This is a genomic window from Cognatiyoonia sp. IB215182 (genome assembly GCF_033963905.1).
Taxonomy (GTDB): Bacteria; Pseudomonadota; Alphaproteobacteria; order Rhodobacterales; family Rhodobacteraceae; genus Yoonia.
On the sequence record NZ_JAXBMB010000001.1, the window covers coordinates 214,931 to 228,160 of the forward strand.

The following is a 13,230-nucleotide window of genomic DNA, read 5'->3' on the forward strand; positions in this document are numbered from 1 at the left end:
TTGCGCGAGATGGTCAGGGGTTGTGGACCCCCGCCAAACGCTGCGCTATGACCCGCGCGAAGAAGAAGGAAGCGCCCATGTCCGGCCACGGCACCCCCATTCCGATGACATCTCGCCCTTGCGGCCCGCTGCGCGGAACGGCGCATGTGCCGGGCGACAAATCGATCTCGCACCGTTCGCTGATCTTTGGCGCGATGTGCGTGGGCGAGACGCATATTGCGGGCCTGCTGGAAGGCGAGGATGTGCTGGATACCGCCAAGGCGATGCGTGCGCTTGGCGCGACAGTCACGGATCATGGCGGCGGGGAATGGAGCGTTGCGGGTGTGGGCGTCGGCGGCCTTGCTGAGCCCGATCAGGTGATCGATTGCGGCAATTCCGGCACCGGCGTGCGGCTGATCATGGGCGCCGTGGCGACTTCACCGATTACGGTGACGTTTACGGGTGACGCCTCGCTCAACAGCCGCCCAATGGGGCGAGTGACAGACCCTTTAGCGCTGTTTGGCACGCAGGCAGTGGGGCGCAGCGGCGGGCGCTTGCCGCTGACGCTTGTGGGTGCGGTGGACCCGGTGCCGGTGCGCTACACCGTGCCAATGCCATCCGCACAGGTGAAATCGGCGGTGCTGCTCGCTGGGTTGAACGCGCCCGGACAGACCGTCGTGATCGAGAAAGAGGCCACCCGCGATCATACCGAACGTATGCTTCAGGGCTTCGGCGCGGAACTGACCGTGGAAGAGACCGAAGAGGGCCGGGTCATCACGCTAACCGGGCAGCCGGAACTCACACCGCAAGACATCGTGGTGCCGCGTGACCCCTCATCTGCCGCTTTCCCCGTTTGTGCCGCGATCATTACACCGGGATCGGATGTGCTTGTCCCCAATATCGGGCTCAACCCGACCCGCGCGGGCCTTTTCACCACGCTGCAGGAAATGGGAGCTGATCTGATCTACGAGAACATGCGCGAAGAGGGCGGCGAGCCCGTCGCCGATCTACGCGCCAGGTTCTCGTCTGATCTGAAAGGCATCGCCGTGCCGCCCGAACGCGCGGCGAGCATGATTGACGAATATCCTGTTCTATCGGTCGTTGCGGCCTTCGCCGAGGGCGTGACGGACATGCAGGGCGTCAAGGAACTACGAGTCAAGGAAAGCGATCGGATCGACGCGATGGCCAAGGGGTTGCGCGCCGCGGGCGTCACAGTGGACGAAGGGCCTGATTGGTGGAAAGTAGCCGGGCTGGGCCACGGCAATGTGCCCGGCGGCGCGACCGTGGCCAGCGAACTTGATCACCGCATCGCAATGGCGTTCATGGTGTTGGGGATGGCGTCTCAGAAACCGATAACGGTGGATGACGGCTCCCCGATTGCGACATCATTCCCGATATTTGAGGGGCTGATGGCCGATTTGGGCGCGCAGATCGTGCGGTCGAACGCCTAGAGAGAATGGTCCTGCCCCATGACCTGAAAGCGTCCAAACCTACCGAGGTTTCTCTAGGGTTCTTCTTTTAGCCCGTTAGTTGGTTCGGCTGGTCAGCAAGTAGTAAGCGGCGGCGCCAAAGAACGCCGCAAATGTCGCTTCCAACCACCGCCGAGCTCGCAAATAGGTGTCTGTGAGTGGGCGGCTTGAAAAAAGCACGGCGTAGAAAGTCACCAGAATGAAATTGATCGCGACACATGTGCCAACGATCCATAAGATAGCTTCTGCACCCGCGCCAGGCCTCAACCCGATTGCAAAGATAGAGCCCCAGAAGATGACAGCCTTCGGATTGGTCAGGTGGATCAAAGCCCCCTTCGTCCAGGCAATGATATATGATGCCGTTCCAATATCCTTTGGTTTCAGGTGTTTGGCCTGCATTGCAGAGCGTGCCGCCCGATAGCCAAGCCATGCCAGATAGGCTGCCCCAGCGTACCGGATGATCTCGACAAGCCATTGGTTCGCCGCAAGAAGGGCGCCGAACCCCAAGGCTGCGAATACTGCCCAGACCATTGAGCCGCCGGTCACGCCCCATGCGAGCGCGAGCCCCATTGCACGGCCTCGCGCCATCGAAGTTCCAGCGATCGCGAGAGTTGCCGGTCCGGGTGTCAGTCCCCCCAACAGGGACGCACCAATTATGATCCAGAAATTCACATATTCCATGACGCTGTCCTTTTGGATCGTTGGACACGTATTACAGTAGTTAAATGGCGGGCGGGAGCCAAGTCGGCACAATCGACCGCGCGAGAACGTTGGGTGTTGGTGCCGATGGTGGTAGCGATTTGTCGTCCGGATGCGTGTGGGCAGGGTCAGCGGTTCACTGAACCGGGCTGATCCAGTGCCTTCTCTGGCAAAGTCTCCGCGCCCAGAAATGCGGCAACTGTGATACCTGGACGACGCTTGCGCTTGAGCCAATGCCAGGCCTCGCGCAGGACGACACGCCGCCCCATGCGGGTGTACCATTGCATTGCGTGGCGCATGTCGGGGTCGGGATGAAAGTAGGTCCGGTAGAGCGCTTTGGGCCGGGCCTGCAGGCAAATCTCGATGCATTTCACCCAGAGAAAGACGCGCCAGGTCGGGACGCGCGGCACTTCCATCACCTGATGTTTGTAATCCCAGTTGCGCTGGTCGGTTTCGATGATGCGCCGGCTCTTTACCGTTTGGAAAAAGGGCGTCCAACGGTGCGGCGTGGCGTAGACCGACATCACCTGATCGGGATCATAGGACAGCAGATGCCACAGAATCCGCCAGTAATCGCGGTCGGTTTCCTCCTCAAAGCCCACTGCAAAGGTGCAGAGCCCGATGATCCCGTGGGCACGCAGCAAGTCGATGGCAAGCCTGTCCTTCGCTCGCGTGCCGCCCTTTTTGACCTTGGTCAGTGTCGCTTCGTCGGTTCCCTCTAATCCCATCAGAAAGCGTAGGCATCCGGCGGCCTTATAAAGATGCAGGATATCGGCGTCGCGCACGATATCATCCGCGCGCGTGCTGCCGATGATCTGAACGGGCACGTCTTCGGCAATCATCGCCTCCAGAAACGCGCGCCAGGCCTTGGGCGAAGTTGTCGGGTTCTCATCGGCAAGGTTGATCATCTCAACCCCGTGTTCGCGATGGAGCCGCGCAATCTCGGCCGCGAAGCGCACCGGATCGCGATGCCGCCAGCGGGTCCAGAAGCCGCGCTGGCCGCAATATGTGCACAGATGCGGGCAGCCGCGCGAAAACTGCATGATCACGGCCCGCTTGCCGCCCCAATAACTGTGCTGTTCGAAATCGATCAGCTCCCAGCCGATCCGATATGCATCCAGATCCGTGATCATTGGGGCAGGGGCGGTGGCATGAGGCGCGCCATCGCGGCGATAGGCGATGCCGTTGATGCGCGACAGATCGCCGTAAAGCGCTGCGATCAGTTTAGGCGTTGTCGCCTCACCTTCACCCCGCACGATGACATCAATGGCAGGGCATTGGGCCAACACTTCTTCCCAGTGATAGGTGGGGTAGACCCCGCCATAGATGATCGTCACATCGGGCAGAGTGTGTTTGATTTGCTTGGCCAGCGTCATGACGGTCGGGTGCGCGGAGGTTGAACCGGAATGCCCGATCATCACCACATCCGGGCGGCTCTCGCGCACCTCTCGCACGATCCTTGCAGGCTTCATCGGGTCAAGATCAGCATTGATCAGTTGCACGGCATGACCCGCATCAATAAGTGGTCCGCCGACACAGAGCAGACCGTAGGGCGGCAGATTTTCGCGTGGAACGCGGCTGCCGATGGATGTATGCGGGGGATGAAGCAGGGTGATGCGCATGGGAAGATCCTGTCGTTGATGACCCCACGGCTAACTGCGAGATCAGCAGTTTTTGAGGAGCAAACGTTGACATTCACAGTGGCGATTGATGGGCCGGCAGCGGCGGGAAAGGGCACGATTTCCAAGGCTGTAGCGGCACATTTCGGCTTCGCCCATCTCGATACCGGGCTTTTGTACCGTGCCGTTGGTGCCAAGATGCTTGGTGGGGCTGATCCGGTCTCCGCCGCCCGCACACTTGACCCCGCTGATCTGGACGCTGACGGTCTGCGCACGCCCGAGGTTGCGCAGGCCGCCAGCCAGGTAGCGACCAATCAGGCGGTCCGCGATGCCCTCGTTGCCTTTCAGCGCAGTTTCGCCACGCGTCCGGGTGGTGCAGTTCTGGATGGCCGGGACATCGGCACGGTGATCTGCCCCACGGCGCATGTAAAACTCTTCGTCACCGCCAGCCCCGGTTGCCGCGCAAAGCGGCGGTTCGATGAACTGAGCGACAAGGGCATGGATGTGACCTATGAGACGGTGCTGGCGGATGTCAAAGCCCGTGATGAGCGTGACCGGACCCGCGCTGCGGCACCCCTCGTGCCCGCTGAGGATGCGGTGCTGATCGACACGTCTGACCTGAGTATCGACGCGGCTGTCGCTGCTGCCGTCGCCGTCATCGAAGACGCCCGTTAACGCGTATTACAGAATTTCACCAATGGTTGCTTAGGGAATCGCCATTCCTTGTGCTTAGCTGGCGGGCAAAGGAGTTTGCCCATGATCCGTATTCTTGCCCTTGTCGCCTTTCTGATGCCCCTGAGCGCCACTGCCCAAGAGGCGGAGCCGCATATGACCGTGCCGCGTATGGCCGAGATTGTGCTGGCGCTTGATCCGGAGGCGCGGACCTCCGGCAATGGATTTGAGTTTCAGATCGACGATATCCCGGTGCTGATCATCTTTGACGTAGGCGCCAACCGGATGCGGGCGATGGTGCCGATCCGCTCGGCCGAGGGGATGACACAGGAAGAGCTGCAGCGCGTGATGCAGGCCAATTTCGACAGCGCGCTTGATGCCCGCTATGCCGTGGCTAATGGGCGGCTCTGGGGGATTTATCTGCATCCTTTCAGAGAGTTGGAGCGTGATCAGCTGATCTCTGGCCTCGCGCAGACGGTGAATGTCGCCAAGACCTATGGCACGCTTTACAGCAGCGGTGCGGGGCAGTTTGGTGCCGGGGATAGCGGTAATCTGCAGCGGCAACTGATCGAAAAGCTGCTGGAGCGTGGACAGGATATCTGACACCAAGGTGGCATGACTGAACACATCGTTGATCTTGCCACCTGGCCCCGTGCCGCGCAGTTTCACTTCTTCCGCAGCTATCAGCGGCCGCATTATGCGGTGACATCGCGGCTGGATGTTAGCCACCTTCTCGCACGCAAGGCGGACGGGGTCTCGCCCTATCGCGGTTGCCTCTATGCGATTGGGACGGGGTTGCATGCGGTGCCGGAGCTTTGCATGCGGTTTCGCGGTGATCAGGTGGTGCGGCATGACATGGTGACGCTGTCGATGACGGTCCCGACCAAGGCCGGGTCGTTTGGTTATGCCTACGTGCCTTATCTGTCTGATTTTACTGCGTTTGATGCGCAGGCCAAGGCGCTGATCGACCAGGTGGCAACGCAAGGCAGCCTGCAGGCCAACGCAGGCGAGCGGGACGATCTGGCGTATTTGTCCTGCATGCCGTGGCTCGATTACACTTCGATCAACAATGCCCTGCCCGGACCGGAGGATTGCATCCCGCGCATCTCGTGGGGCAAGTTCGTGGATCAGGGCGGGCGCTGGGATATGGCGATGACGCTGGAGGTGCACCACGCGCTTGTGGATGGGGAGCAGGTCGGCGCCTATTTCGCGGCGGTGCAGGGGGCGCTGGAGAAACTCTAACGCGGCGTACGGTCAAAAGTGGCGGATGTGAAGTTGGGATGTGTTAACGGGCGTTTGCCCTCAGGAAACAAGCGTTTTTGACGGATACAGAACCTGTATGTTTTCCGTACAGAAGCTGTACGTACAGATTTACGCTTAAGCCGGTCAAATCGGTGCGTTAACGGGGCGTGCGTTAAGATTTGTTAAGGAAATGTGAATAGTAGCGTTGCGTAAGGAAGCGGACTCGTTACGAAGGTCCGCTTCCATTTGTAAGGTCAGCGCGCCATCATGAAGTATCGTCTTGTCAAAGCGACAGCGGCGATTGCCAAGCCCGAGCCATAGCCAATCCACACGCCGTTCGGCCCAAGATCGACGACGAAACCCAAGACATAGCCGAGTGGCAAAGCAATGACCCAATAGCAGACAAGGGTAATGGCAACAGGGACCCGGTTATCCATCATTCCGCGCGCCGCACCGAGCATCGTACCTTGCACACCATCCGCAATCTGCATTGCGGCCACGATCAGAAACATGCTTGCCGCGAGCATGACCACATCAGGGTCATCAGATAACAGGTTGGCTATTCCGCGACCGCCCAAGAATATCCCGATCATCACCAACGTCATCCATGTGACGATCACGAGCAGTGCTGCTTTGCCGATTGAGACGAGGCGCGTCCGTTCCTCCGCTCCGATGGCTTGGCCAATCCGGATAGATACGGCAATGGAGATGCCGAGAGGAACCATGTAAAGCACACCGCCAATGGACGCGACGATCTGGTTGGCGGCAAGCGCTACGGCTCCGAACCACCCCATCATCAGCCCAGCCACAGCGTACGCCCCGCCTTCGCCAACATAGCCAATGGCGATGGCAGAGCCTTCCTTGATCTGAACCAACAGTTCTATTCGGCTGCGCTGCTTAGGTTGTCTTGCTTTAGATGTAGATTTGGCGCGCTTCCAGATTACCCATGCAAAGATCAACGGCACCGTTTGAGACAGAAGACTGGCGACACCCGCGCCGAGCAAACCCAGGCCGGGCCATCCCCCGATACCATAGATGAGAACAAGATTCGCAGGGACATTCACGACAACGGCCACAAACGCTAATCCCACGCCCAACCATGGTCGCCCTATCGCATCGAAGAGCGCTTTGAGGGCATAGAAAACCGTGTAGGGGATCAGAAGTAGGCTCATGGCGGTCCAGTAGCCGCCAATGACGTCTGTAACCTCTTCCGGTTGACCGATCAGGCCCAGGGCTGGCTTGGCTGCGAGCATCAGCCCGGCACCTATCATGCCGGTCACTGTCGCCACGATTACACCCGTCCACGTCGCGTCGGACAAGGCTTCAGCACTGCCGCGTCCCTGCGCTTCCGCCATCCGAACACCGATAATGGAAACAAACCCGTAAAGCGCAGAGTAGAAGATGAGAATGACCGAGGCCGTGATCGACGCCGCCGCGAGCGGTACAGTCCCAAGTGGCGCGATCATAATGGTGTCGACCACACCTATAAGCGTCGCAGCAGCTAAGGAAATGACGATAGGAAACCCAAGCGCGGTCAGAGCTTTCGCCTCAGACCAAAGGTTCGATCCAGCCGGTGGTTCATTGATGTTGGTGATTTCTGAAGTCACAAAGACACCTCGTCAAGGGTCCCTGGCCCTGACCCTCAATAAGAGATGTTTCGCACCAGCCATGCGGTGATCGTTCGAGTGAGTAACTAGGACTACGCCAAGGCCGATCAACCCCGCAAATCCTGAAACTGGACTTTCGCTGCAATCTGACTAAGGATTAAGTTGGGCTCTGAGCCGACCGTTGATTAATAGTTGGCCAGTGCACCGCATGATGCGCAGTCCACCTGATGGATATTGAGCGCTTTATGCTCCGCCCGCCTGCACCGCAAACGCTCCGTTGGGCCCTTTCCAAGACGCCGTGAACCCCCTTGCATTACAGGGGAATCCCCCCTATACGCCGCCCTGTTGAAGCGTCGAGACAGGCGCGAGCGTGAGACTTGAGCAGGGTCGGTCAATGCCGACCCTGATGTTTTTCGTTCGTGAACGATGCCAGACCAAACCGCAACCCAAAGACCGGCGGAGACAACCGCGCGGCCCGTATAAAACCAAACGTTAGGAAAACGACGCCACATGGCAAACACAATGGAAGAGTTTGAAGCGCTCTTGAACGAAAGCTTCGAAATGGACACGCCCTCGGAAGGGTCAGTTGTCAAAGGCAAGGTGATCGCAATCGAAGCGGGCCAGGCCATTATCGACGTGGGCTACAAGATGGAAGGCCGTGTCGAACTCAAAGAATTCGCAAATCCCGGGGAAGACCCTGAACTGGCTGTTGGTGACACTGTCGAAGTGTTCCTGCGTCAGGTCGAAAACGCCAAGGGCGAGGCTGTGATCAGCCGTGAGATGGCCCGCCGCGAGGAAGCCTGGGATCGTCTGGAAAAAGCCTATGCGGATGAAGAGCGTGTCGATGGCGCGATCTTTGGCCGTGTGAAGGGTGGTTTCACTGTGGACCTTGGCGGCGCTGTGGCCTTCTTGCCCGGCTCTCAAGTCGACGTGCGCCCTGTGCGTGACGCTGGCCCGCTGATGGGTCTCAAGCAGCCTTTCCAGATCCTGAAGATGGACCGTCGCCGCGGCAACATCGTTGTGTCCCGCCGCGCGATCCTGGAAGAGTCTCGTGCCGAGCAGCGCGCCGAAGTGATCGGCAACCTGACCGAAGGCCAGGAAGTGGACGGCGTGGTCAAGAACATCACCGAATACGGTGCGTTCGTTGATCTGGGCGGTGTTGACGGCCTGTTGCACGTCACCGACATGGCATGGCGCCGGGTCAACCACCCGTCCGAGATCCTGACCATTGGTGAAACGATCAAGGTGCAGGTCATCAAGATCAACAAGGAAACCCACCGGATTTCCCTCGGCATGAAGCAGCTGCAGGAAGATCCATGGGATGCGGTTGAGGCCAAGTTCAGCCTTGGTTCAGTGCATCAGGGCCGCGTGACCAACATCACCGATTATGGCGCATTTGTTGAGCTGGAAGCGGGTGTTGAAGGTCTGGTCCACGTCTCTGAGATGTCCTGGACCAAGAAGAACGTGCATCCCGGCAAGATCGTTTCGACCTCTCAGGAAGTCGAAGTGATGGTGCTGGAAATCGATAGCGCCAAGCGTCGTGTTTCCCTGGGCCTCAAGCAGACACAGCGCAACCCATGGGAAGTCTTCGCCGAGCAGTTCCCAGAAGGGACCGAGGTTGAAGGTGAGGTCAAGAACATCACCGAGTTTGGTCTGTTCATCGGCCTTGAAGGCGACATTGACGGCATGGTTCACCTCAGCGACCTGACATGGGAAGGCCGTGGTGAGGACGTGATCGGCGACTTCCGCAAAGGTGACGTGGTCAAGGCCAAAGTTGCTGAAGTGGATGTTGAGAAAGAGCGGATTTCGCTTTCGATCAAAGCACTGAACGGCGATCCCTTTGCCGAAGCCGTTGGTGGCGTGAAGCGTGGGTCGATCATCACTGTTGAGGTCACCAAGATCGAAGATGGCGGGATCGAAGTGGACTACGAAGGTGCGAAATCCTTCATCCGTCGCTCCGATCTGTCCCGTGACCGTGCCGAGCAGCGTCCAGAGCGTTTCGGCGTTGGCGACAAAGTCGACGTGCGTGTGACCAATATCGACAGCAAGACCCGCAAGCTGGGTCTGTCGATCAAGGCGCGCGAGATCGCGGAAGAGAAGGAAGCGGTTGAGCAGTATGGCTCAAGCGATTCCGGTGCATCGCTGGGTGATATCCTCGGTGCAGCGCTGAAAGGCGACGAATAAGTCGCATTAAGCCGTCTCAGGATTGGCCCCGTCGCAAGTAATTGCGGCGGGGCTTTTTCATTTGCGAGTGGTGCGGCATGTGCAGGTGCTATTGTGCGATGCTGCGCTGCTCAAAGTCGTCCATGATACGCTCGGCCTTTGGCCGGTCGCGATTTGCAATCAGGCTGTTGTCGACATCGCAGACGACTTCCTTGATCAGGTAATATTCGTCTTCTGTCTCTGCGTAGCCCCGCTTCAAAATCGCCTTGACCGCTTTCTTCGGATCGCCCGCATCCGTCCAGTAATCCCGTCCCGTCTTTTCTTGATACCCTTTGAGCATCGCGGCGACGGCGTCCGGGTCCCGTTCAATGTATTCCAAAAGGAAAAGGCAATTGCCATTCACGCCCTCTTTGATCCCGCTGAGCGCTTCGCTTGCCGTGAACTCTCTGTTCTCAATACCATCAAGATATGCTGACAAGGGGATCAAAAGGCTCTTATCGATGAAGTTATCGACGGGACCATGCGTGTTGATCTGATCAATCATATCGTCAAAGCATTCATAAAGCCGTTTGATTTCGGCTATCACTTCTTCCTTGCTGCGGCGCGCCATCCTGTTCCCTCTTGTCTGTCACTTTTGGCTACTTGCCAGATAAATATGACAGCGAAGTGCGGCACGCATAGAGGGAGCATTCTCTCTCATGAGCCGTATCCGGTGAAAATGTCTGCACCTCTCAGTCAGGCAGCGGCATCCCTGCCAGAAGCCGCACAAGGCGGACGATTGCAAGAAGGCCCATTGTGCCTTCCGGCTCTCCGTTGAACATCAGCACGAACCCGGTTGGGTGGCCGGGCGTGCGGTACATGAAGGTGATCACGCCCGGATCACCGCCTGAATGCCCTTCCAAGGTCAGCGCGATTGGCCCGACCGTGAGCGTCTCACGCTCCCAGAACAAGCCGATGAAATCGCCCGGCGTGTCCTTACCGGGAATGTCCGCCACGCGCGGGGTCTTCTGCATCTGAACGGCGACCGCGGACAGAACCTGCTGCCCATCCAACAATCCATCCCCCATCATCACGGCCAGCAGGCGCGCCAGATCGGTTGCTGAGGCATTGAACTGCCCGTCGGGCCATGTCGCCAGCCCATATGGCGGCAAAGCTTCAAAGGCACCGGTTTCACCCCGATCATAAAGAACCGCGTGCGCAGGATCGGTGTCTGGCGCTGGCCCGATATGCCCCCAAAATCCGGACAGTCCCAATGGTGCGACGATCCGCTCGGTCGTGAAATCTGCGTAAGGTTGACCAACTGCATCCGCAATAACCTGCCCGGCCAATCCAGCACCGATATTGGAATAGATATAGCGCGTTCCGGGCACCCAATCGCCAAACAGCGCGGGCTCATAAAGATCGCCATCCGCACCCAAGGTTCGCGACAGAAAATCGGCGAGCGGCACGGGATGGGTCGCGGATCCATAATGATACCCGTGCTCCTCATAAACCGCATCGATATCGATAATGCCCGATGTATGGGTCGCTAGATGCGCAAAACTGCGCGCCGCGCCGTCTTTCGGGTCAAGGGGTACCTGCAGCACGTCAGTGATTGGCGCATCCAAATCAAGAAGCCCCTCCGTGGCTGCAATTGAGGCTGCCAATCCGGCCAGCACTTTGGTGATCGAGCCAATGGGCATGATTGTTTCGGGGGTCATTGCAATGCCCGCTTCTATATCGGCGAAACCAGCGGCCCCGGTCGTGATCACCTCACCACTCTGCACGATGGCCCACATCACGCCCGGCCAATGGCCTGCGGCGACGCCACGCTCTGCTGCGCGCTGCACTGCGGACAGCCTGTTTTCATAGCTGGCGGGCGTATAGAGATAGAGGGTGATTGCAGCGCCAATCACGATGGCGACGATTGCGATGATGACGCCGATCCATTTCAGAAGCCGTTTCATACTAATCCCTCAACTCCCTGACACATTGGCCTTTTGCGCCAGCAACAAGTGACTGGCAAGTTCACGTCGCAGGGTGGATGGGCAAAAGAACGCGCGCCTTTGCCCGCATCGGTAACATTTGGTCAGTCGGCTGCCTTAAGGTCAGCCAGAGGGCGCCGATTTTGCAACCTGTGCTTTCATCCCGGCGCGGGCTTTGATTTGTTATCCCACACAACCCAGAAGGAGGAAGGCGATCATGATCACCTTGAATTTCGCAGAAGGGATGTCCGCTGCACGCCGTGGGGTCTTTGACCGGGCCGCGCGGCGGTGGGATACCGTCATCGATACGTCGTTCGCACCGACCGAGGTCGATGGCGACGTCCTGACCGGTGTGCGCATCGATGCCACCATCGAAGACATCGATGGTGAAAGCGGTATTCTCGGCCAAGCCGGCCCCACGGCCTTGCGTGGTGACACGGGGTTGCCGGTGACCGGTGTGATGCAATTCGACAGCGCGGATGTCGCAAAGCTAGAGAGTGAAGGGCGGTTTGAGGATGTGATCCTGCACGAGATGGCGCATGTGCTGGGCTTTGGTACGCTCTGGGCGCGCAAGCGATTGATCCGGGGCCGGGGGTCGATGGACCCGCGTTTTACCGGCCCCGCATCGATCCGCGAATATGCGGCACTTGATCCTGAGGGCGGTGATGCGGTGCCTTTGTCCAACACAGGCGGGGAGGGAACTCGCGAAGGGCATTGGCGCGAGTTGATCTTTGGCGATGAGTTATTGACCGGTTTTCTGTCGGGCACCGAACGCCCGCTCAGCCGCCTGTCCGTCGCCGCGTTTGAGGATATCGGCTATACCGTGGACTATAGCCGCGCCGATTCTTACGTGCTGCCGAGCTTTCGCGAGCTTGTCCTGATGGGCGTGACGGAGGCGGTGCGAATTTGTGACCTCTGCCGGGTGGGCCGGCCGGAGCCAATTGTGCTAGAGGACGCCTAACCATCCTCGGAAAACAAGGACGTGTCATGGACCACACCGACGTGATTGCCACCATCACCAGGGCGGTGCGGGACGCCACCGGCATTCAGGCGCTTTTTCTCTCCGGCAGTTACGGCAATGGCATGGCCGACGCCTATAGCGACATTGATTTCGTGATGGTCGCGGATGATGGCGCAAGCGACGCCGTCGCAGCGATCTGGCGCGAGGCGGTCGCGCAGACGGGCGAGATTGTGCTCTGGTGGGACCGTACGACCGTGCCGGTGCTGATCAACGCGATCACGGATGACTGGACCCGAACGGATGTCATCATCCTGAAACCAGAGCAGATGCGCGGGCATACCCAAAGCACGCTCAAGGTGCTTTTCGATCATGACAGGATCTATGAAACGCTGCCCGGGACCAAGGTAAGCCCGATCCCGGATTCCAAACGGTTCATCTATCAGGTTGAGGAATTCATCCGCATTCTGGGGCTTTTGCATCTGGCTGCCGGGCGCGAAGAATACATCAACGGCGTGCTGGGCGTCTTCCATCTGCGCAATAAGCTGGTGGATTTGCTGATTGCAGAGACGGATGCGCCCCATCGGGGTGGGATTTTGCATCTCAACAGGCTGATCACCGAGGGACAAAAAGCGCTGCTGGTTTCATTGCCGCCGCCCGTGCCCGAACGGCAGGCGATGATTGATGCGCATCTGGCCTATGCGACCGCCTTTCTGCCCCGCGCACGCAAACGCGCAGAGGCGATTGGCGCGGAATGGCCCGAACGCTTCGAGGCCGTGACCTGGGCGCGGCTGGCCGAGACGCTGGGGATCGAACGGCCTTACTGATCAGCAACAAAGAATCCACCCGAAGTCACCT

12 protein-coding genes are annotated in these 13,230 nt (G+C 59.0%); 7 read left to right on the forward strand and 5 right to left on the reverse strand.

Translation table 11 applies throughout. From position 1 onward, the window contains the following. Window positions 1-77: 77 nt before the first annotated feature. On the forward strand, window positions 78-1,430 hold the full coding sequence (gene aroA, locus SLH47_RS01075) for a 3-phosphoshikimate 1-carboxyvinyltransferase (protein WP_320237443.1): 1,353 nt from the start codon (window positions 78-80) through the stop codon (window positions 1,428-1,430). A 75-nt stretch (window positions 1,431-1,505) separates the two neighbouring features. On the opposite strand, the gene SLH47_RS01080 is transcribed toward aroA, so the two are convergent. Beyond that, window positions 1,506-2,129 (reverse strand): LysE family translocator, encoded by a 624-nt coding sequence (locus SLH47_RS01080; protein ID WP_320237444.1) that lies wholly within the window; start codon window positions 2,127-2,129, stop codon window positions 1,506-1,508. A gap of 146 nt (window positions 2,130-2,275) precedes the next feature. Next, the gene (bchE, locus tag SLH47_RS01085; RefSeq protein ID WP_320237445.1) at window positions 2,276-3,769 is read right to left on the reverse strand and encodes a magnesium-protoporphyrin IX monomethyl ester anaerobic oxidative cyclase; all 1,494 of its coding nucleotides are present in this window, start codon (window positions 3,767-3,769) and stop codon (window positions 2,276-2,278) included. 66 nt (window positions 3,770-3,835) lie between these two features. Between bchE and cmk the strand changes: the two genes are divergently transcribed. The 3 genes from cmk (at window position 3,836) to SLH47_RS01100 (ending at window position 5,680) form a co-directional block, all read left to right on the forward strand. Continuing rightward, window positions 3,836-4,441: a (d)CMP kinase gene (gene cmk / locus SLH47_RS01090; RefSeq protein ID WP_320237446.1), complete on the forward strand. Its 606-nt coding sequence runs from the start codon at window positions 3,836-3,838 to the stop codon at window positions 4,439-4,441. 81 nt (window positions 4,442-4,522) lie between these two features. After that, window positions 4,523-5,041 (forward strand): hypothetical protein, encoded by a 519-nt coding sequence (locus SLH47_RS01095; RefSeq protein WP_320237447.1) that lies wholly within the window; start codon window positions 4,523-4,525, stop codon window positions 5,039-5,041. A 12-nt stretch (window positions 5,042-5,053) separates the two neighbouring features. Continuing rightward, entirely contained in the window at window positions 5,054-5,680 is a 627-nt protein-coding gene (locus SLH47_RS01100; protein ID WP_320237449.1) for a chloramphenicol acetyltransferase, read from the forward strand. 254 nt (window positions 5,681-5,934) lie between these two features. On the opposite strand, the gene SLH47_RS01105 is transcribed toward SLH47_RS01100, so the two are convergent. Next, window positions 5,935-7,287, reverse strand: coding sequence for an MATE family efflux transporter (locus SLH47_RS01105; RefSeq protein ID WP_320237450.1), 1,353 nt, complete (start codon window positions 7,285-7,287; stop codon window positions 5,935-5,937). 510 nt (window positions 7,288-7,797) lie between these two features. Here SLH47_RS01105 and rpsA point away from each other — a divergent pair. Beyond that, window positions 7,798-9,471, forward strand: coding sequence for a 30S ribosomal protein S1 (gene rpsA, locus SLH47_RS01110; protein ID WP_320237451.1), 1,674 nt, complete (start codon window positions 7,798-7,800; stop codon window positions 9,469-9,471). Window positions 9,472-9,559: 88 nt separating this feature from the next. On the opposite strand, the gene SLH47_RS01115 is transcribed toward rpsA, so the two are convergent. Then, window positions 9,560-10,060: a hypothetical protein gene (locus tag SLH47_RS01115; RefSeq protein ID WP_320237453.1), complete on the reverse strand. Its 501-nt coding sequence runs from the start codon at window positions 10,058-10,060 to the stop codon at window positions 9,560-9,562. A 121-nt stretch (window positions 10,061-10,181) separates the two neighbouring features. Further along, window positions 10,182-11,396: a serine hydrolase domain-containing protein gene (locus tag SLH47_RS01120; protein ID WP_320237454.1), complete on the reverse strand. Its 1,215-nt coding sequence runs from the start codon at window positions 11,394-11,396 to the stop codon at window positions 10,182-10,184. 235 nt (window positions 11,397-11,631) lie between these two features. Between SLH47_RS01120 and SLH47_RS01125 the strand changes: the two genes are divergently transcribed. Further along, window positions 11,632-12,375: a leishmanolysin-related zinc metalloendopeptidase gene (locus SLH47_RS01125; RefSeq protein ID WP_320237455.1), complete on the forward strand. Its 744-nt coding sequence runs from the start codon at window positions 11,632-11,634 to the stop codon at window positions 12,373-12,375. A gap of 26 nt (window positions 12,376-12,401) precedes the next feature. Beyond that, entirely contained in the window at window positions 12,402-13,199 is a 798-nt protein-coding gene (locus SLH47_RS01130; RefSeq protein WP_320237456.1) for a nucleotidyltransferase domain-containing protein, read from the forward strand. The last annotated feature ends 31 nt before the right edge of the window (window positions 13,200-13,230 follow it).

What these genes read in the sequence shown, in the direction of transcription:
- aroA (WP_320237443.1), top strand. Translation starts at nt 78, where the DNA reads ATGTCCGGCCACGGCACCCCCATTCCGATGACATCTCGCCCTTGCGGC.
- SLH47_RS01080 (WP_320237444.1), bottom strand. Translation starts at nt 2,129, where the DNA reads ATGGAATATGTGAATTTCTGGATCATAATTGGTGCGTCCCTGTTGGGG.
- bchE (WP_320237445.1), bottom strand. Translation starts at nt 3,769, where the DNA reads ATGCGCATCACCCTGCTTCATCCCCCGCATACATCCATCGGCAGCCGC.
- SLH47_RS01095 (WP_320237447.1), top strand. Translation starts at nt 4,523, where the DNA reads ATGATCCGTATTCTTGCCCTTGTCGCCTTTCTGATGCCCCTGAGCGCC.
- SLH47_RS01100 (WP_320237449.1), top strand. Translation starts at nt 5,054, where the DNA reads ATGACTGAACACATCGTTGATCTTGCCACCTGGCCCCGTGCCGCGCAG.
- rpsA (WP_320237451.1), top strand. Translation starts at nt 7,798, where the DNA reads ATGGCAAACACAATGGAAGAGTTTGAAGCGCTCTTGAACGAAAGCTTC.
- SLH47_RS01115 (WP_320237453.1), bottom strand. Translation starts at nt 10,060, where the DNA reads ATGGCGCGCCGCAGCAAGGAAGAAGTGATAGCCGAAATCAAACGGCTT.
- SLH47_RS01120 (WP_320237454.1), bottom strand. Translation starts at nt 11,396, where the DNA reads ATGAAACGGCTTCTGAAATGGATCGGCGTCATCATCGCAATCGTCGCC.
- SLH47_RS01125 (WP_320237455.1), top strand. Translation starts at nt 11,632, where the DNA reads ATGATCACCTTGAATTTCGCAGAAGGGATGTCCGCTGCACGCCGTGGG.
- SLH47_RS01130 (WP_320237456.1), top strand. Translation starts at nt 12,402, where the DNA reads ATGGACCACACCGACGTGATTGCCACCATCACCAGGGCGGTGCGGGAC.